Below are 19,479 nucleotides of genomic sequence, written 5' to 3' on the forward strand. Positions count from 1 at the left end.
CACAGCGGTGCCGCTGGAACCTGCCTCCATCAGCTACCCGCCGCTGGAAGCCCCCGCGCGCTAGCGCACGGCCAGACATTGCGGCCCACGGGTGCCCGGTAGCGGCCGGCAGCAGCCCGTTGGGCCGTGCTTCGACCCCCTACAACGTACAGGACTCTCATGACCGGAGCATCTTCGCCCGCCAGCCCATCCAGCGCTGGCGCCCCCACCAAGCCGTTGCGTGTGGCCGTGGCTGGCGCCTCGGGTCGCATGGGCCGCATGCTGATCGAAACCCTGCGCAGCGCGGATGATTGCGTGCTGGCCGGTGCGCTGGATGTGCCTTCCAGCCCCGCCATCGGCTCCGACGCCACCGCATTCCTCGGCCACGCCAGTGGCGTGGCCATCACGGCCGACATCGCCGCCGGCCTGAAAAATGCCGACGTGCTGATTGATTTCACCCGCCCTGAAGGCACGCTGGCCCATCTCGCGGTGTGCGCTGAACTGGGCGTGAAGGCGGTCATCGGCACCACGGGCTTTACCGATGCGCAGAAGGCCGAGATCGCGGCCTTCGCGCAGCGCACGGCAATTGTCATGGCGCCCAACATGAGCGTGGGCGTCAACGTGACGCTCAAGCTGCTGCAAATGGCAGCCAAGGCCATGGCGACGGGCTATGACATCGAGATCATCGAAGCCCACCACCGCCACAAGGTCGACGCGCCTTCGGGCACCGCGCTCAAGATGGGCGAGGTGATTGCCGAGGCCCTGGGGCGCGACCTGAAGGAGTGCGCCGTCTATGCCCGCGAGGGTGTGACCGGTGAGCGGGACCCGTCGAGCATCGGCTTTGCCACCATCCGTGGTGGCGACATCGTGGGCGACCACACGGTGCTGTTTGCCGGCGTGGGCGAGCGCATCGAGATTTCGCACAAGTCGTCCAACCGGGCCGGCTACGCGCAGGGCAGCCTGCGCGCGGTGCGCTTTCTGGCAGGGCACAAGACGGGCATGTTCGACATGTTCGATGTGCTGAACCTGAAATGAAGCCCCCCCTGAGCTGCTTGGCAGCTTCCCCCTCCAGGGGGACGCCACCCGTGGCCTGGCAAAGCCGGTTCCACGGTGGCACTGGTCCGGATCGCGCCAGTTGCGGGCGAAGCGCCCAGTAGCAGGAGGGCTGGATGGACGCTCTTCACTGGTGGCGCCAGGGCGATATGGTGACCCAGGGCACGGCCCTGGTGCTCCTGGCCATGTCGGTCGCGAGCTGGGTCATCATTGTCTGGAAGTTGCGGCTCATGCAGCGGGCGAGTGCCGACGTGGCGCGCTGCACAGCGGCGTTCTGGCAGGCACCGTCGTGGGACCTCGCTGCGCAACGCTTGCAGTCTTTTGACCGTGCAGCGCTTGTCCTGCCTTTGGTTGCTGCTGCAAACTCCATAGCAAAAGAAGAAGACTCCGGCCAGCCTGCCACGCTGGCCGCCGCCGGCAGCCTGTCGCAGCGGCTGACCCGTGTGCTGCGCGATGCCCTGCACGAGGTGCTGGGGCGGCTGCAGTTCGGGCAGGTCCTGCTGGCCACGGTGGGGTCCACCGCGCCGTTTGTCGGGCTGCTGGGCACCGTGTGGGGCATCTACCATGCGCTCACGGCCATGGCGGGCGCGGGGCAGATCACCATTGACCGCGTGTCCGGCCCGGTGGGCGAGGCCCTGGTCATGACGGCCGCGGGGCTGGCTGTGGCGATTCCGGCCGTGCTGGCCTACAACGTTTTCGGCCGCCGCATCGGCCGCATCGAGGCCGACCTGGAAGGCTTTGCCCGGGACCTGCGCGAGCTCGTCATCGACACCGCGCCAACGCATGGCGCTACCCCGTCCCAGCGGACCGCGCCGCCATGAGCTTCGGCCGGCTCGAGCGCACCCAGGGGTCCCAGCCCATGGCCGATATCAACATGACACCGCTGGTCGACGTCATGCTGGTACTGGTGGTGATCTTCATCCTGACGGCGCCGCTGATGGCCAGCTCAATCCGGCTGGATCTCCCGCGCAGCGAGGGAACCGTGCCCGGGACCGCGCCGCAGTTTGTCACGCTCGTGGTCGATGCATCAGGCCAGGCCTTTCTGGACGACCAGCCGCTGTCGCAGCCTGCCCTGGCCGAGCGCCTCCGCCGTATCGGCGCGGACCGGCCCGGCACCGAAATCCAGCTGCGCGCTGATGCCGCTGTGCCTTATGGCCGGGTGGTGGAAATCATGGGTGCTGCGCACCAGGCGGGCTTGCAGCGCATCGGGTTCGTCTCGGAGCCTGCGACCGCTGGGGCGCCAGCGGCGCGCTCCAAGGCACCCTGACCCTCCCTGCCGCCGACCCGTTTTTTTCTTCATCACCGCGCGTTCCGGCGGCAGCCTGCCCGGCGGCGGCGATGCCCAGGGGCCGCACCCGATCCGACAGCCTAAAATCCCGCGCAGTGCAGCCCCGCGGCTGCCCCCATCTCCCATCTCCGAGCCCCCATGCAAGACAAATACTCTCCCCAAGACGTCGAGCGCGCCGCGCACGGCCACTGGACCGCCCGCGACGCCTACCGCGTGACGGAAGACACGAGCAAGAAGAAGTTCTACGCCTGCTCCATGCTGCCCTACCCCAGCGGCAAGCTGCACATGGGCCACGTGCGCAACTACACCATCAACGACATGCTCACGCGCTACCTGCGCATGAACGGCTACAACGTGTTGATGCCCATGGGCTGGGATGCCTTCGGCCTGCCCGCCGAAAACGCCGCGCTCAAGAACGGCGTGCCGCCTGCCAAGTGGACGTACGAAAACATCGCGTACATGAAGAAGCAGATGCAGGCCATGGGCCTGGCCATCGACTGGAGCCGCGAAGTCGCCACCTGCGACCCCGAGTACTACAAGTGGAACCAGTGGCTGTTTTTGAAGATGCTGGAAAAGGGCATTGCCTACCGCAAGACCCAGGTCGTGAACTGGGACCCGGTGGACCAGACCGTGCTGGCCAACGAGCAGGTCATCGACGGCAAGGGCTGGCGCACCGGCGCCGTGGTGGAGAAGCGTGAGATCCCCGGCTACTACCTCAAGATCACCGACTATGCCGAAGAGCTGCTGGGTTTTGTGACGGGCGACAAGCTGCCCGGCTGGCCCGAACGCGTGAAGCTGATGCAGGAGAACTGGATCGGCAAGAGCGAAGGCGTGCGCTTTGCGTTCACGCATGACATCCAGGGCGATGACGGCGCGCTGATTGGCGACGGCAGGATGTACGTGTTCACCACGCGCGCCGACACCATCATGGGAGTGACCTTCTGCGCCGTGGCGCCCGAGCACCCGCTGGCCGCCCACGCCGCCAAGACCAACCCTGCGCTTGCGGCCTTCATCGAGGAGTGCAAGACCGGCGGCACCACCGAGGCCGAGCTCGCCACGCAAGAAAAGAAGGGTGTGCCCACGGGCCTGTTTGTCACGCACCCGCTCACCGAGGAAAAGGTGCAGGTGTGGGTGGGCAACTACGTGCTCATGGGCTATGGCGACGGCGCCGTGATGGGGGTGCCCGCGCACGACGAGCGCGATTTTGCGTTTGCCCTCAAGTACGGCATCGAGATCAAGCAGGTGGTGCTGGTGGACGGCGAGACGTTCAACTACCACCAGTGGCAGGACTGGTATGGCGACAAGCAGCGCGGCGTCACTATCAACTCCGACAGCTTCAGCGGCCTCTCCTACAAAGACGCCGTGAACGCCGTGGCCCATGCGTTGGAGCAGCGGGGCCTGGGCGAGAAGAAGACCACCTGGCGCCTGCGCGATTGGGGCGTGAGCCGCCAGCGCTACTGGGGCACGCCCATCCCGATCATCCACTGCGACGAGCACGGCGCCGTGCCGGTGCCTGAAAAAGACCTGCCCGTGGTGCTGCCGCAGGACTGCATCCCCGACGGCTCCGGCAACCCGCTGCACAAGCACGAGGGCTTCCACGCCGGCGTGACCTGCCCCGTGTGCGGCAAGCCCGCGCGCCGCGAGACGGACACCATGGACACCTTCGTGGACAGCTCGTGGTACTTCATGCGGTATTGCGACCCCAAGAATGCCGAGGCCATGGTGGCGGGCGGAGCGGACTACTGGATGCCAATGGACCAGTACATCGGCGGCATCGAGCACGCGATCCTGCACCTGCTGTACGCCCGCTTCTGGACCAAGGTCATGCGCGACCTGGGGCTGGTGAAAGTGGACGAGCCCTTCACCAAGCTGCTCACGCAGGGCATGGTGCTCAACCACATCTACAGCCGCCGCACCGCCAAGGGCGGCAAGGACTACTTCTGGCCGCACGACGTGGAGCATGTGCTGGACGAAGGCGGCAAGATCATCGGCGCCAAGCTCAAGAACGAGGCCACCAGTGGCGACGGCCTGCTGCCCGTGGGCACGCCCATCGACTATGAGGGCGTGGGCACCATGTCCAAGTCCAAGAACAACGGCGTGGACCCGCAGGACCTGATCGAAAAGTACGGCGCCGACACCGCCCGCCTGTACACCATGTTCACTGCACCGCCCGAAGCCACGCTCGAGTGGAACGACGCCGCCGTGGAGGGCAGCTACCGCTTCCTGCGCCGCGTATGGAACTTCGGCGTGAAGCTGTCTGCCATGGACATGGGAGCTGCTACCGCCAGCGTGGCCAGCGCCACCAGCCTGAAAGATGTGGAATTCGGCAAAGAGGCCAAGGCCCTGCGCCTGGAGATCCACACCGTGCTCAAGCAGGTGGACTACGACTACCAGCGCATGCAGTACAACACCGTGGTCTCGGGCGCGATGAAGATCATCAACGCGCTGGAAGACTTCAAGGCCACGGACACGGCCGGTGGCCAGGTGGCGCTGATTGAAGGCTTTGGCATCCTGCTGCGCGTGCTGTATCCGGCGACGCCGCACATCGCGCACAGCCTGTGGAGTGGCCTGGGCTATGCCAGCCACCTGGGCGACCTGCTGGACGCCCCCTGGCCGCAGGTCGATGCCGGCGCGCTGGTGCAGGACGAGATCGAGCTCATGCTGCAGGTCAACGGCAAGCTGCGCGGCTCCATTCACGTGCCCGCGCAGGCCGACAAGGCGGAAATCGAGCGCATTGCGCTGGCCAGCGAAGCCTTCACCGCGCACAGTGGCGGCGCCGCGCCCAAGCGCGTGGTCGTGGTGCCTGGGCGCCTCGTGAACGTGGTGGTCTGATGCGCTGGTGCGCACCCCATGGCATCGCGGGCCTTCCGCAAGGCGTGCCCTTGCCTGGGTGCGCCGCTGTCTTCAACGGCCCTGGATGGCGCGCCGCGCCGCGGAAAACTGAACTATGCAAAGACGCACGCTGCTGACCTTCGCCCCCGCCGCAATGCTGGCGGGTTGCGGCTTCCGCCTGCGGGGTGTTCCCGAATTTGGGTTCGAGACGCTCTACATTGCCGCGCCCCCCGCATCGCCGCTGGCGCGTGAACTCGCGCGCACGCTGGAAGGCTCCGGGGGCAAGCTGCGCGTGGTGCGCGAGGCCACCGGCATGACGACGGCCCAGGCCATCATGGACCTGCTGATGGAGCAGCAGGAGCGCGTGGTGGTGGGCCTCAACGCCTCCGGCCAGGTGCGCGAGCTGCAACTGCGCCTGCGCGTGAAATTTCGCCTGCGCACCCCGGCCGGCACGGAGCTGATCCCCGAAACCGAACTCCTGCAGCAGCGCGACATCAGCTACAACGAAACCATCGCCCTGGCCAAGGAAGCGGAAGAGGCACTGCTCTACCGCAACATGCGCACGGACATCGTGCAACAGCTGCTGCGCCGCCTGGCGGTCGTCAGGCTTTGACGAGTTTCTAAGCGTTAGCGTCCCGCTGGGGAACTACCTGGATGGGGCTGCATTTCGGCGCCGCCCGTAAACACTGGCGCGCCCCAGTGCGAGGGATGCCAAGCAAGGGCCGCCCCGCAGCGAGGGCATCGTCCCCCTTCCCGAATCGCAACGCGATCCGAGAGAAGGGGCTGAGGGCCGAGGCTCCAAGCCTGCCTGCGCAGGCTTGGACGGCCCGAAGAGCTGTCGCCTCTGGCGACCAGCACCGAGGCGCGCAACGCCTCAGGGGGATCGCCTCATGAGCGTGCTTTTGCCAAACAGCGATTCCACCAGATCCACCGCCAGCAGCGCCGTGCGGTTGCGCACATCCAGCGCGGGGTTGACCTCCACGATGTCGAGCGACGCCAACCGGCCGCTGTCGGCAATCATTTCCATGCACAGCTGGGCCTCGCGGTAGGTCGGTCCGCCAGGCACGAGGGTGCCAACGCCGGGCGCGATGTCCGGGTCCAGGAAGTCCACGTCAAAGCTCACGTGCAGGTGCGTGCCTTCGTCCACGCCCGCCAATGCCTGCAGCATGGTGTGGCGCATGCCCACCTCGTCGATGTAGCGCATGTCGAATACTTCGAGGCCCTGTTCGTGCACAAAGCGCTTTTCGCCCGGGTCCACACTGCGGATGCCGATCTGGCGGATTTGCGAGGGGTGCAAGGCTGGGCCTCCGCCGGGCATGCCCGCCAATTGCGTGAGTTCGGGGGGGCCAAAGCCGCACAGGCAGGCGACGGGCATGCCGTGCACGTTGCCGCTGGGCGTGAGCGCGCTGGTGTTGAAGTCCGCATGGGCGTCGAGCCACAGCACGCGCAGCTTCTTGCCCACGGTGGCGCAGTGGCGGGCCACCGCGCTGATGCTGCCCAGTCCCAGGCAGTGGTCGCCGCCCATCAGGATGGGCAGGTGGCCCTGCTGCAGCTCGGCATGCACCGCATCGAAGACATGCTGGTTCCATTCCACCACCTCGGCCAAGTGGCGGTAGCCCTGGTCGGGGGGCTGCCAGGGGTTGGCGGGCCCGTTCAGGTTGCCCCGGTCCCACACCGTCAGGCCATGGCTTTCCAGGGCTGGCTGCAGTCCCGCCACGCGCAGGGCCTCGGGCCCCATGGAGGCGCCGCGCGCCCCCGCGCCCACATCGGTGGGCGCGCCGATGAGCGCGATGGTGGGCAGGGGATGGGTCAGTGCAGGGGTCATGGGCGGTGCCTTGGTAAGGGTGCAGAGCGGCCGGGGCGCCAGGGTGCTGTTGCGCCGGTGGCGGGATTGTGATGGCAGAGGGCGCCAACGGAAAGTCGGACAGCCGCCCAAAACCGGCAGCTGACTGTGCATTGTGCGAGGCTGCGCTGCCGATATGCACAAGGCCCGGCCTGCGCAGGGCGGGCGCTGCAGGGCAAGGCGATAAACTTTGCCGCATGCAAGTCGCCCTGGCCCAACTCTCCTCGCACCTTCAAAAGGGCCTGTCACCGCTGTACGTGCTGCATGGCGACGAACCCCTGCTGCAGCAGGAGGCGGCCGATGCCATCCGCGCCGCGGCCCGCGCCCAGGGCTATACCGAGCGCAGCAGCTACACCGTGGCGGGCGCCCACTTTGACTGGAGCGCCGTGCTCGCGGCGGGCGGGTCTTTAAGCCTGTTTGCCGACAAGCAGATCGTGGAAATCCGCATCCCCTCGGGCAAGCCCGGCAAGGACGGCAGCGTGGCGCTGCAGCAGGTGGCGGAATCCGCCCGGGGCAACGACAGCACGCTGACGCTCGTGACGCTGTCCCGGCTGGACAAGGCCACGCGCACCGGCGCCTGGTTTGCCGCGCTGGAAGGCAGCGGCGTTTCCATCCAGATCGACCCCATCGAACGCGCCCAGCTGCCGCAGTGGATTGCCCAGCGCCTGGCCGTGCAGGGCCAGCGCGTGGTGACAGGCGAGGAAGGCCAGCGCACCTTGCAGTTCTTTGCCGACCGGGTGGAAGGCAACCTGCTGGCCGCGCACCAGGAGATTCAGAAATTGGCCCTGCTGCACCCCGCGGGCGAACTCACCCAGGCCCAGGTCGAAGCCGCTGTGCTCAATGTGGCGCGCTACGACGTGTTCAAGCTGTCCGAATCCGTGCTCTCGGGCCACACCGCCCGCGTGCAGCGCATGCTCGACGGCCTGCAGGCCGAAGGCGAGGCCGAGGTGCTGGTGCACTGGGCCCTGGCCGAGGACATCCGGGCCCTCAAGCGCGTGAAAGACGCCATGAACGCGGGCCGGCCCCTGCCCATGGCCCTGCGCGAGAACCGAGTCTGGGGCCCCAAGGAAAAGCTCTTCGAGCGCATCCTGCCCAAGGCCAGCGATGCCGCGCTGGCGCGCCTGCTGCAGTCGGCGCACGTCGTGGATGGCATCGTCAAGGGGCTCAAGCAGCCCGACTGGCCCACGGACGGGTGGCAGGCGCTGCAGCGGCTGGCGTTGCAGGTGTGCCGGCTGACGCAGGCGGCGCGGTGAGGCACCCCGAAACCTAGTTTTTTTGGCCGCTGGCGCTTGTCCATCCAGCGCAAAAAAGCTATCAAAAAAGTAGCATGGTGCGCGCATGCCCCCGCGACTCACGCCTGCTGCAGCAGAAGCCCACGCGCCTTGTCTACCCACATCTGCAGGCTGTCCAGCAGGTCTTTCTGGCTGAAGGAGCAGCTCTCCTCAGAGAACAGCGCGCTGGATTCCAGCCGGTCCAGCAGGCCCAGCAGTACCTCTGTGTAGCGCGGGGGGAGGGCGGCCAGCAGCTGTGCTTGTTCTCGCGCGGTGGCGCTCAGGCGGGTGGCATGGCCCGGGTTGGTGGCCGTCTGCTGCAGCGCCTGCTGCAGGGTGTTCAATTGCGTGAGGGCGCTGAGGGACATTTCAGAAGACATGGCGTGGGCCGGGTGGTTGAGGGGGGAGCGGCAGCTTATCAGCGCGCCCTGCCGTATCAGAAAAAGAAAGCGCGGGCGATGCGGGGCTTGCAGTGGTACCACTGGCCTTCCCGCTGCTGAAAGGTGCGCACGTGCCAGACCTGGTCTTCGCGCTGCGCCAGCGGCGGATGGGCCTCCGTCACCGCTGCGTCAGGCAGCACCACGCAGATCGGCCACGCAGCCCAGGATGCCAGTGCGGCCGCCAGCAACAAGGGGATGAGCACCCAGGCGATGGCGGCCCGGCGGGGCGCAGCGGACGGGGGCGGCGGCGAAGGTGGCGCAGGGGAGGGCATGGTCAGGTGCGGGAGGGAGCGCGACACCGCATTGTGGTGCTGCGCGAGGGCTCTTGCCTGAGAACACCCACACCCAGCACGGGTGCGGCAAAATCGCCGGATGAACGCCCTGAACGTCGCTGAATACACGCAAACCCTTGGCCTGCAGGCCAAAACGGCCTCCGCGCTGATGGCCAAAGCGCCCGCAGCTATCAAAAACAAAGCGCTCAAGGCGCTGGCCCGCCTGCTGCGCGAGAACGTGGAGGCGCTGCAGATCGACAACGCCCGCGACCTGGAGCGCGCGCGTGCCGCCGGCCTGGCCGAGCCCCTGGTGGACCGCCTCAAGCTCAGCCCCAAGGTGCTGGAAACCTGCGCCGAAGGCTGCGAGCAGCTGGCCGCCATGCCCGACATCATTGGCGAGATCCTGGGCATGAAGCAGCAGCCCAGCGGCATCCGCGTGGGGCAGATGCGTGTGCCGATTGGCGTGTTCGGCATGATCTACGAGAGCCGCCCCAATGTGACCATCGAGGCCGCGTCGCTGTCGATCAAGAGCGGCAACGCCTGCATCCTGCGCGGCGGCTCCGAGGCCATCGACTCCAACAAGGCCCTGGCGAAGCTGGTACAGCAGGCGCTGGCCGAGGCCGGCCTGCCGCAGGACGCGGTGCAGCTGGTGCAGACCACCGACCGCGAGGCCGTGGGCCAGCTCATCGCCATGCCGCAGTTTGTGGACGTGATCATCCCGCGCGGCGGCAAGGGCCTGATCGAGCGCATCAGCCGCGATGCCAAGGTGCCCGTGATCAAGCACCTGGACGGCAACTGCCATACCTATGTCGACGATCCCTGCGACATCGCCATGGCGGTGAAGGTGGCCGACAACGCCAAGACGCAAAAGTACAGCCCCTGCAACGCGAGCGAGGGCCTGCTGGTGGCGCGCGGGGTAGCGGCCGAGTTTCTGCCGCAGATCGGCGCGGTGTATGCCGCCAAGGGCGTGGAGATGCGCGGCTGCACCGAGTCGCTGGCCCTCCTGAAAACGGTGCCCGGCGCCAAGCTGGTGCCCGCCACCGAGCAGGACTGGAGCGAGGAGTACCTGGCGCCCATCATCAGCGTGAAGGTCGTGGCCGGTGTGGAGGAAGCCATTGCCCACATCAACCGCTACGGCAGCCACCACACCGATGCGATCCTCACCCGCGATCACATGCATGCCCAGCAGTTCCTGCGCGAGGTGGATTCGGCCAGCGTGATGGTGAACGCGAGCACGCGCTTTGCCGACGGCTTCGAGTACGGCCTGGGGGCGGAAATCGGCATCAGCACCGACAAGTTCCACGCGCGGGGCCCGGTGGGCATCGAAGGGCTCACCTCGCTCAAGTACGTGGTGCTGGGCGAGGGTGAAGTGCGCAGCTGAATTTGCTCACTTTTTAATAGCTGCTTGCGCTTGTCTGGAAAGCGATGCGGCTCTGCAGGACACCAAACCTCGGTAGCCCATGAAAATCATCATCCTCGGCGCGGGCCGCGTGGGCCAAAGCGTGGCAGAAAGCCTGGTGTCCGAGCGCAACGACATCACCGTCATCGACACCGATGCCGAGCGCCTGCGCGACCTGGAGTCGCGCTACGACCTGCGCGGCGTGGTGGGCAACGGCATCGAGCCCGCCGTGCTGGCCGAGGCGGGCGCCAACGACACCGACCTGCTTGTGGCCTGCGCTGCGCAGGATGAGACCAACCTGGTGTGCTGCAAGGTGGCGCAGCTGGCGTTCAACATTCCCAAGCGCATCGCGCGGGTGCGTTCCACCGGCTTCACGCTGGACGAGCGGCTGAGCGGTCCCGAGGGTTTCGGCGTGGACCGCATCATCTGTCCCGAAGAGTCCCTGACCCGCTATATCGGCAAGCTCATCGAATACCCCGAGGCCATGCAGGTGCGGGAGTTTGCGGGCGGGCGGGCCTGCCTGGTGGCAGTGCGCGCGCGGGCTGGGGCGCCCATGGTGAGCCACACCATCTGCGAGCTGCGCGAAAGCTCGCCCGACGTGGCGATGCGCCTCGTGGCCATCTACCGGCGTTTTCAGGACGAGCCCGACCGTTTTGTGGCCTGCGACGGCAACACGCGCATCGAACCCGGAGACGAAGTGTTTGTCCTGGCAGCCAGCGGCCACATTGCCGACGTGCTCACGGCTTTGCATCGGCGCGATGGGCGACCCGTGCAGCCCGTGCGGCGCATCATGATCGCGGGCGGGGGGCGGGTGGGCCAGCGGCTGGCGCGCCAGTTGGCCAAGGCGCCGGGCAAGTTCCACCTCAAGATGATCGAGGCCGACCCGGACCGCTGCATCGAGCTGGCTTCCACCCTGCCGTCCGACGTGCTGGTGCTGCAGGGCGACACCACGGATGAAGACCTGCTGGGCGGCGAGAGTGTGGAAGAGATCGACCTGTTCCTCGCGCTCACCGATGACGACGAGGACAACATCATGTCATCGCTGCTGGCCAAGCGCATGGGTGCCAAGCGGGTGCTGGCGCTCATCAACCGCCGCAGCTACGCCGACCTGATGCATGGCACGCAGATCGACATTGCGCTGTCGCCCGCGCAGGCCATGCTGGGTGAGCTGCTGGCCTATGTGCGCCAGGGCGACGTGCAGGCCGTGCACAGCCTGCGCCGGGGTGTGGCCGAGGCCCTGGAGATCGTGGCCCGCGGCGACCGCAAGAGCTCGCGCGTCGTGGGCCGCAAGATCAGCGAACTGCAGCTGCCGCCCGAGGTGCACATGGGGCTCATCGTGCGCGGCCTGCCCGATTCGCCCGAGGTGTCTGCCGAAGACCTGCGCGAACCGCAGGTGATCATCCCGCGCAGTTCCACCGTCATCGAGAGCAACGACCACGTGGTGTTCTTCCTGCCCAACAAGCGGCTGGTGCGCGACGTGGAAAAGCTCTTCCGCGTGAGCGCAACTTTTTTCTGATGCACCCCCCCGAGTCGCTTCGCGCCTCCGTGCAGTTGCCAGAGGCATCAGCCCTTCGGGGCCGTCCAAGCCTGCGCAGGCAGGCTCGGAGCCGCGGCCCTCAGCCCCCGCTCTCGCAGCGCTGCGCGCAGCGGGCAGGGGGACGCAGCGTGCTGGAGAACAGGCAGTCGCCATGACAGACATGTTCCCCGTCCTGCGGGTGCTGGGCATCCTGATCATGATCTTCGGCGCGTCCATGGGCTTGCCGCTGGCGGTGTCGTGGTTCATGGAGGATGGCGTCTGGCACACCTACCCCGTGGCCATCGCCGCCGCCGTGGCCTTTGGCGCGGGCCTGTGGTGGAAGCTGCGCCTGTTCCGTCGCGAACTGCAGCCGCGCCATGGCGTGATGCTGGTGACGTTGGTCTGGGTGCTGCTGCCGCTGTTTGCGGCCCTGCCGCTCATGCTCGCCACCCATGAAATCGGGCGGCCCATGTCGTTCACCCACGCGTACTTCGAGGCCGTTTCGGGCCTGACCACCACCGGCTCCACCGTGCTGACGGGTCTGGACGCGCTTCCCGTGTCGATGAACGTGTGGCGCACCTTTTTGCAATGGCTGGGAGGCATGGGCATCCTGATCCTGGCGGTGGCCGTGCTGCCGCTGCTGGGCGTGGGCGGAAGCCAGCTGTTCAAGGCCGAGGCAGCGGGCCCGGTGAAGGACGCCAAGCTCACGCCCCGCATGACCGAAACCGCGAAAGGGCTCTGGGGGGTGTACGCGCTGTTTTCCACCGCCTGTGCTCTGGCCTACTGGGCCGGGGGCATGGACCCGGTGAACGCGCTCATGTACATGTTCTCCACCGTGAGCCTGGGTGGGCTGTCGCCGCACGACGCTAGCTTTGGCTTCTATCAGTCCGCGCTGCTGGAGGCGATCGCCGTGGGGTTCATGCTGGTGGCCAGCTGCAACTTCGCGCTGTATTTCGTGGCCCTGCGCAAGGGCAATTGGCAGGGTTTCTGGCGCGACCCCGAACTGCGCGCCACCTTGTTCACGCTGGTGGGTGGCGGGCTGCTGGTATCGGTGCTGCTGTGGTTCAAAGGTGTCTATGCGCCGCTGGACGCGTTGCGCTACGGCATGTTCAACGTGGTGTCCATCGCCACGACCACAGGCTATGCCACCGTGGATTTCCTGAGCTGGCCCGTGTTCGCGCCCGTGTTCATGCTGCTGCTGTCAGGCGTGGCCACCAGTGCAGGCTCCACCGGGTGCGGCATCAAGATGGTCCGCATGCTCATCCTGCTCAAGCAGGCGCGGCGCGAGATGAACCGGCTGGTGCACCCGCGTGCCGTGCAGCCCGTACTGCTGGGCGACGCCGTGGTGGACAACCGGGTGATTTTCTCGGTGCTGGCCTTCATGCTGGTCTACGGCGCCACCATCATCGGCCTGAGCATGGTGCTGCTGCTGACCGACCTGGACCCGGTCACCGCGTTCTCGGCCGTGATCGCCAGCGTCAACTGCATGGGGCCGGGCCTGGGCAGCGTGGGCCCGGCCTCCAACTACGCGGTGCTGACCGATTTCCAGATCTGGGTGTGTACGCTGGCCATGCTGCTGGGGCGGCTGGAAATCCTGAGCTTCATGGCCCTGCTCACACCAGCGTTCTGGCGGCGCTGAGCCAGGACGCGGCGCCCAAAAATACGCCGGGCGGGCTTGCGAATTTCCAGTCACGCCCCAACCCTACAATGGATCGCAATCGTTTCCGTCTCGCTTGAGGGCTCTCCATGGTTCCGCATCTCATCACGGCCCTCACCGGGCCGATCAACGAACTCGAACAGCGCATTCTCGACTCGATGCCCGCCATCGAACGCTGGTTCCGGCTGGAGTGGATGGAGCACACGCCGCCGTTCTATACCTCGGTGGACATCCGCAACGCCGGCTTCAAGCTCGCGCCCGTGGACACCAACCTGTTCCCTGGCGGCTGGAACAACCTGACCAAGGAGATGCTGCCCCTGGCCGTGCAGGCCGCCATGGCCGCCATCGAGAAGATCTGCCCCGAAGCGCGCAACCTGCTCATCATCCCCGAGAACCACACGCGCAATACCTTCTACCTGGCCAACGTGGTGCAGCTGCAGCGCATCTTCAACATGGCCGGGCTGAACGTGCGCGTGGGCTCGATCAGCCCCGAGATCAAGAAGCCCACCCGCATCGAGCTGCCCAATGGCGATGCCGTGACGCTGGAGCCCGTGGTGCGCACCAAGCGCCGCCTGGGGCTCAAGGACTTCGACCCCTGCACCATCCTGCTCAACAATGACCTCTCCGCCGGCGCGCCGGGCATCCTGGAGGACATCCACGAGCAGTACCTGCTGCCCCCGCTGCACGCAGGCTGGAGCGTGCGCAGGAAGAGCACCCATTTCAAGAACTACGAAGAGGTAGCCAAGCGCTTCGGCAAGATGCTGGGCATCGATCCCTGGCTTATCAACCCGCTGTACAGCCAGGTCGACGGGGTGGACTTTGCCGAAGAGGTGGGCATGGACAAGCTGCAGGCCGCCGTGGATGCGCAGCTGACCAAGGTACGCCGCAAGTACAAGGAATACGGCATCAACGAAAAGCCGTTTGTCATCGTCAAGGCCAACAATGGCACCTATGGCATGGGCATCATGACGGTGCGCGACGCCAAGGAACTCGATGCCGTCAATCGCAAGACCAGGAACAAGATGTCCGTCATCAAGGACGGCCAGCCGGTGCACGACCTGATCATCCAGGAAGGCGTGCTGACGCAGGAGCGCGTGCACGAGGCCGTGGCCGAGCCCGTGGTCTACATGATGGACCGCTATGTGGTGGGCGGCTTCTACCGCATGCATGCCGAGCGCGGCGTGGACGAAAACCTCAATGCACCGGGCGCCAGCTTCGTGCCGCTGGCCTTTGAGCACAGCACCCACATGCCCCAGCCGGGCGTGCGCCCGGGCGTGAGTGCACCCAACCGGTTCTACATGTATGGCGTGGTCGCGCGGCTGGCCATGCTGGCCGCCAGCTACGAGCTGGAAGCTACCAATCCCGATGCCGAGGTGTATGACTGAAGGCCCCCGCTGAGCCGCTTCGCGCCTCGGAGCCCTCGCCAGAGGCGACCGGCCACCGTTGCCATCCAAGCCTGCGCAGGCAGGACGGCCTGCCATGCCCACGCTCGCTTGCCAAGAGCAAGTTGCTGCATCGCAACATGATGCGGTGCCAGAGGCGCTTGATCTGGCTCAGGCGCACAATAGCGTTCCCAAAAGTAACGGAACCCCGCCCGGCTCGGCGCGGGGGAGGTCAGTGCAAAGCTCCAAGTCATCGCTCGCAGCGCTCACGCTCGGCGCCATCGGTGTGGTTTATGGCGATATCGGCACCAGCGTGCTGTACGCCGTCAAGGAAGTCTTCGGGTCCGGCCATGTGCCGTTCACGCAGGACAACATCTACGGCATCCTCTCCATCTTCTTCTGGACGCTCACCGTCATCGTCTCGCTGAAGTACGTGGTGCTGGTGCTGCGGGCCGACAACCATGGCGAGGGCGGGCTCATCGCCATGCTGGCGCTGGCCTCGCAGGCCGTGAAGGACAAACCCCAGCTGCGCGGCGTGCTGCTGGCGGTGGGGATTTTTGGAACCTCCCTTTTCTACGGCGACGGGGTCATCACGCCGGCCATCTCCGTGCTGTCGGCGGTCGAGGGGCTGGAGGTGGTGTCGCCCCACTTCAAGCAGTACGTGATTCCCATCACGCTGGTCGTGCTGTTCTGCCTGTTTGCCGTGCAGAAGCGCGGGACCAGCGGGATCGGCAAGTTCTTCGGACCCATCACGCTGATGTGGTTTCTCAGCATTGCCTTGCTGGGCGTTTCGCACATCGTCGGCCACCCTGAAATTTTGTGGGCGCTGAGCCCGCACCACGCCCTCGGGTTCATGTGGGCCAACCCGGGCACCAGCTTCATCATTCTGGGCGCCGTGGTGCTGTGCGTGACCGGCGCCGAGGCGCTCTACGCCGACCTGGGCCACTTTGGCAAACGGCCCATTCGCCTGGCCTGGTTTGGCGTGGCCATGCCCGCGCTCACGCTCAACTACTTTGGCCAGGGTGCGCTGCTGCTGGCCGAGCCCGAGGCCGTGAAGAACCCCTTCTACATGATGGCGCCCGACTGGGCGCTGCTTCCGCTGGTGGTGCTCGCCACCATGGCCACGGTGATCGCGTCGCAGGCCCTCATCACCGGGGCGTTCAGCGTGACCAAGCAGGTCATCCAGCTGGGCTACCTGCCGCGCCTGAACATCCAGCACACCAGCGTGCGCGACACGGGGCAGATCTACATGCCGCTGGTCAACTGGGGCCTGTTTGCGGCCATCGTGCTGGCCGTGGTCATGTTCCGCTCGTCGAGCAACCTGGCGGCGGCCTACGGCATCGCCGTCACGCTGGACATGCTGATCACCACCACGCTCACGTTCTTCGTGATCCGCTATGGCTGGGGCTATCCGCTGGCGCTGTGCATCGCGGCCACGGGCTGCTTCTTCGTGGTGGACCTGGCCTTCTTCACGTCCAACCTGCTCAAGCTTTTTCAGGGCGGCTGGTTCCCGCTGCTGATCGGCGGCATCGTGTTCGCGCTGATGATGACGTGGAAGGAAGGGCGCCGGCTGCTCAACGACAAGCTGCGCGCGGACGCCATCGACCTCAAAGACTTCCTTGCGTCGGTGTTCATCAGCCCGCCCACGCGCGTGGACGGCACCGCCGTTTTCCTCACGGCCGAAACCGGGGCCGTGCCCAATGCGCTCCTGCACAATCTCAAGCACAACAAGGTCCTGCACCAGCAGAACCTGTTCGTCACCGTGCACAACCACGAAACCCCGTGGATCGGGCTGGACAAGCGCCTGCAGGTCGAGCCGCTGGGGCACGACTGCTGGCAGGTGGTGATCCACTACGGCTTCAAGAACGACCCCGACGTGCCCCGCGCGCTGGAACTGCTGCGTGGCCGCGGCTGCGAGCTGGAGTCCATGACCACCAGCTACTTCCTTTCGCGCGACACCGTCATCCCCACCATGGGCGGCGGCATGGCGCCCTGGCGCGAAAAGCTCTTTGCCCAGATGCACCACAACGCCAGCGGCGCCGCGGACTTCCTGCACCTGCCCAACAACGCGGTGGTGGAGCTGGGGTCCAAGATCGAGATCTGAGCTCTCGGCGCTCGGCGGTACGCGAGCTATCAATAAAAATAGCTGCCAGCGCTTGCTGAACAAGCGCTGGCAGCTATTGTTTTATGAGCGCCGCCCCGTGCGATGCAGCGCCGGGTTTGCGGCCCGCTCAGGCGGCTTGCGCCGCCTTGAGCTTCAGCCGCCAGGCGTGCAGCAGTGGCTCGGTGTAGCCGCTGGGCTGCTCCTTGCCCTTGAAGACCAGATCGCACGCCGCCTGGTAAGCCATGCTGGTGCTGAAGTGGCCGGACATCGGGCGGTACAGCGGATCGCCCGCGTTCTGCTTGTCCACCTTGGCGGCCATGCGCTCGAAGGTTTCGCGCACCTGCGCCTCGGTCACCACGCCGTGGTGCAGCCAGTTGGCCATGTGCTGGCTGCTGATGCGCAGCGTGGCGCGGTCTTCCATCAGGCCCACGTCGTTGATGTCGGGCACCTTGGAGCAACCCACGCCCTGGTCCACCCAGCGCACCACATAGCCCAGGATGCCCTGGGCGTTGTTGTCCAGCTCCTGCTGCTTCTCCGCGTCGCTCCAGTTCGGGTTGGCGGTGACCGGGATGGTCAGCAGGCCGGTCAGCAGGTTGTCGCGCTCGGCGGTCACATCGGTCTTTTCGAGCTCGGCCTGGATGTCGCTCACCTTCACCTGGTGGTAGTGCAGCGCGTGCAGCGTGGCGCCCGTGGGGCTGGGCACCCAGGCGGTGTTGGCGCCGGCCTTGGGGTGGCCGATCTTCTGCTTGAGCATCTCGGCCATCAGGTCGGGCATGGCCCACATGCCCTTGCCGATCTGCGCCTTGCCGCGCAGGCCGCACGACAGGCCCACCAGCACGTTGTTCTTCTCGTACGCCTGGATCCAGGCGCTGGTCTTCATGTCGCCCTTGCGGATCATGGGGCCGGCCAGCATGGCGGTGTGCATCTCGTCGCCGGTGCGGTCCAGGAAGCCGGTGTTGATGAAGGCCACGCGGCTGGATGCCGCCGCGATGCAGGCCTTTAGGTTGACGGAGGTACGGCGCTCCTCGTCCATGATGCCCAGCTTGACGGTACTGTCCGGCAGGCCCAGCAGCTTCTCCACGCGGCCGAACAGTTCGGCGGCAAAGCCCACCTCGGCGGGGCCGTGCATCTTGGGCTTGACGATGTAGACGCTGCCTTTGCGGCTATTGCGGATTCCGTTCGCGCCATGGCCTTGCAGGTCGTGCAGGGCGATGGCGGTGGTCACCACCGCGTCCATGATGCCTTCGGGGATCTCGCGCACTTGGCCCTGGGCGTCGGTCCACAGGATGGCCGGGTTCGTCATCAGGTGGCCCACATTGCGCAGGAACATCAGCGAGCGGCCATGCAGGCGCACTTCACCACCTTGGGGGCCGGTGTAAATGCGGTCGGCGTTCAGGCCGCGCGTGAAGGTCTTGCCGCCCTTGGCGACCTGCTCGGTCAGCGTGGCCTGGAGGATGCCCAGCCAGTTGCTGTAGCCCAGCACCTTGTCTTCGGCGTCCACGGCGGCCACGGAGTCTTCCAGGTCCAGGATGGTGGAGAGGGCCGCTTCCAGCACCAAGTCGCTCACGCCCGCAGCGTCGCTCTGACCGATCGGGGTGGAGCGGTCGATCTGAATATCCAGGTGCAGGCCGTTGTGCTGCAGCAGCACCGATGAGGGCGCGGCGGCGTTGCCCTGGTAGCCCTTGAACTGCGATGGGTCCTTGAGACCCGTGGTGCTGCCATTGGCGAGCGACACCACCAGCTGGCCGCCTTCCACCCTGTAGCCCGTCGAATCCTTGTGTGAGCCGGTCGCCAGCGGCGCGGTGTCATCCAGCACCTGGCGCGCAAACGCGATCACCTTGGCGCCGCGCACAGGGTTGTAGCCCTTGCCCTTCTCTGCCCCGTCGGTCTCGCGGATCGCATCCGTGCCATACAGCGCGTCGTACAGGCTGCCCCAGCGGGCGTTCGCAGCGTTCAGCGCGTAGCGGGCGTTCAGGATGGGCACCACCAGCTGGGGGCCGGCCTGGGTGGCCAGCTCGTCGTCGACGTTGGCGGTGGTGGCCTGCACATTGGCGGGCTGGGGCACCAGGTAGCCGATCTTTTCGAGGAAGCTGCGGTAGGCCACCATGTCCTGGATCGGGCCGGGGTTGGCCTTGTGCCAGGTGTCCAGCTCGGTCTGCAGGCGGTCGCGCTCGGCCAGCAGGGCGATGTTGCGCGGGGCCAGGTCGGTGACGATGGCGCCAAAACCCTTCCAGAAAGCGTCGCTCGCGACGCCCGTGCCGGGCAGCACCTTGTCTTCGACAAAACGGAACAGGGACGTGGCCACTTGCAGGCCGTGGACGGTGGTGCGCTCGGTCATGGAAAAGCTCTCCAAAAAAGGAATCAAAAGCCGGGGATGGCCACAATGGAAAGACTGTATTGCAAATGACCGTGCATATAAATACGCTGAAAATCTCTAAACCAG

The 19,479-nt window shown here is 66.4% G+C and carries 15 protein-coding genes; 11 read left to right on the top strand and 4 right to left on the bottom strand.

Features of this window, described 5'->3' with window-relative positions; translation table 11 throughout:
* The first annotated feature begins 159 nt into the window (after positions 1 to 159).
* From dapB to lptE, 5 genes are all read left to right on the top strand, one after another.
* Positions 160 to 1,014, top strand: coding sequence for a 4-hydroxy-tetrahydrodipicolinate reductase (gene dapB / locus MRY84_RS18780; RefSeq protein ID WP_291507216.1), 855 nt, complete (start codon positions 160 to 162; stop codon positions 1,012 to 1,014).
* Between the two features lie 134 nt (positions 1,015 to 1,148).
* Positions 1,149 to 1,853 carry a MotA/TolQ/ExbB proton channel family protein gene (locus MRY84_RS18785; RefSeq protein WP_291507217.1) on the top strand — a complete coding sequence of 235 codons (705 nt, stop codon included), beginning with the start codon at positions 1,149 to 1,151 and terminating at the stop codon, positions 1,851 to 1,853.
* Positions 1,850 to 2,299, top strand: coding sequence for a biopolymer transporter ExbD (locus tag MRY84_RS18790; protein ID WP_291507218.1), 450 nt, complete (start codon positions 1,850 to 1,852; stop codon positions 2,297 to 2,299). Before MRY84_RS18785 ends, MRY84_RS18790 begins: the two co-directional genes overlap by 4 nt.
* A 159-nt stretch (positions 2,300 to 2,458) precedes the next feature.
* Entirely contained in the window at positions 2,459 to 5,152 is a 2,694-nt protein-coding gene (gene leuS / locus MRY84_RS18795; protein ID WP_291507219.1) for a leucine--tRNA ligase, read from the top strand.
* A 115-nt stretch (positions 5,153 to 5,267) separates the two neighbouring features.
* A complete protein-coding gene (gene lptE / locus MRY84_RS18800) occupies positions 5,268 to 5,765 on the top strand; it encodes an LPS assembly lipoprotein LptE (RefSeq protein WP_291507220.1) in 498 nt (165 codons plus the stop codon).
* A 261-nt stretch (positions 5,766 to 6,026) separates the two neighbouring features.
* On the opposite strand, the gene rocF is transcribed toward lptE, so the two are convergent.
* Complete coding sequence (gene rocF, locus MRY84_RS18805) at positions 6,027 to 6,977, bottom strand: arginase (RefSeq protein WP_291507221.1); 951 nt, start codon at positions 6,975 to 6,977, stop codon at positions 6,027 to 6,029.
* Between the two features lie 215 nt (positions 6,978 to 7,192).
* Here rocF and holA point away from each other — a divergent pair, with 215 nt between their 5' ends.
* On the top strand, positions 7,193 to 8,248 hold the full coding sequence (holA, locus tag MRY84_RS18810; RefSeq protein WP_291507222.1) for a DNA polymerase III subunit delta: 1,056 nt from the start codon (positions 7,193 to 7,195) through the stop codon (positions 8,246 to 8,248).
* Positions 8,249 to 8,346: 98 nt separating this feature from the next.
* Here the strand turns inward: holA and MRY84_RS18815 are convergent, their stop codons facing one another.
* Positions 8,347 to 8,646, bottom strand: a complete 300-nt coding sequence (locus MRY84_RS18815; protein WP_291507223.1) for a hypothetical protein — start codon at positions 8,644 to 8,646, stop codon at positions 8,347 to 8,349.
* A 56-nt stretch (positions 8,647 to 8,702) separates the two neighbouring features.
* A complete protein-coding gene (locus MRY84_RS18820) occupies positions 8,703 to 8,978 on the bottom strand; it encodes a hypothetical protein (protein WP_291507224.1) in 276 nt (91 codons plus the stop codon).
* 100 nt (positions 8,979 to 9,078) lie between these two features.
* On the opposite strand from MRY84_RS18820, the gene MRY84_RS18825 reads away from it, so the two are divergent.
* The 5 genes from MRY84_RS18825 (at position 9,079) to MRY84_RS18845 (ending at position 17,036) form a co-directional block, all read left to right on the top strand.
* A complete protein-coding gene (locus MRY84_RS18825) occupies positions 9,079 to 10,359 on the top strand; it encodes a glutamate-5-semialdehyde dehydrogenase (protein WP_291507225.1) in 1,281 nt (426 codons plus the stop codon).
* A 79-nt stretch (positions 10,360 to 10,438) separates the two neighbouring features.
* Positions 10,439 to 11,893 (top strand): Trk system potassium transporter TrkA, encoded by a 1,455-nt coding sequence (trkA, locus tag MRY84_RS18830; RefSeq protein ID WP_291507226.1) that lies wholly within the window; start codon positions 10,439 to 10,441, stop codon positions 11,891 to 11,893.
* Positions 11,894 to 12,065: 172 nt separating this feature from the next.
* Complete coding sequence (locus MRY84_RS18835; protein ID WP_291507227.1) at positions 12,066 to 13,532, top strand: potassium transporter TrkG; 1,467 nt, start codon at positions 12,066 to 12,068, stop codon at positions 13,530 to 13,532.
* Positions 13,533 to 13,639: 107 nt separating this feature from the next.
* On the top strand, positions 13,640 to 14,935 hold the full coding sequence (gshA, locus tag MRY84_RS18840; protein WP_291507228.1) for a glutamate--cysteine ligase: 1,296 nt from the start codon (positions 13,640 to 13,642) through the stop codon (positions 14,933 to 14,935).
* Between the two features lie 232 nt (positions 14,936 to 15,167).
* Positions 15,168 to 17,036 carry a potassium transporter Kup gene (locus MRY84_RS18845; RefSeq protein ID WP_291507229.1) on the top strand — a complete coding sequence of 623 codons (1,869 nt, stop codon included), beginning with the start codon at positions 15,168 to 15,170 and terminating at the stop codon, positions 17,034 to 17,036.
* Positions 17,037 to 17,163: 127 nt separating this feature from the next.
* Here MRY84_RS18845 and MRY84_RS18850 read toward each other — a convergent pair whose 3' ends face one another.
* The gene (locus tag MRY84_RS18850) at positions 17,164 to 19,374 is read right to left on the bottom strand and encodes a malate synthase G (RefSeq protein ID WP_291507230.1); all 2,211 of its coding nucleotides are present in this window, start codon (positions 19,372 to 19,374) and stop codon (positions 17,164 to 17,166) included.
* Positions 19,375 to 19,479: the final 105 nt, after the last annotated feature.

The organism is Acidovorax sp., assembly GCF_022763525.1.
Classification (GTDB): domain Bacteria; phylum Pseudomonadota; class Gammaproteobacteria; order Burkholderiales; family Burkholderiaceae_C; genus Acidovorax.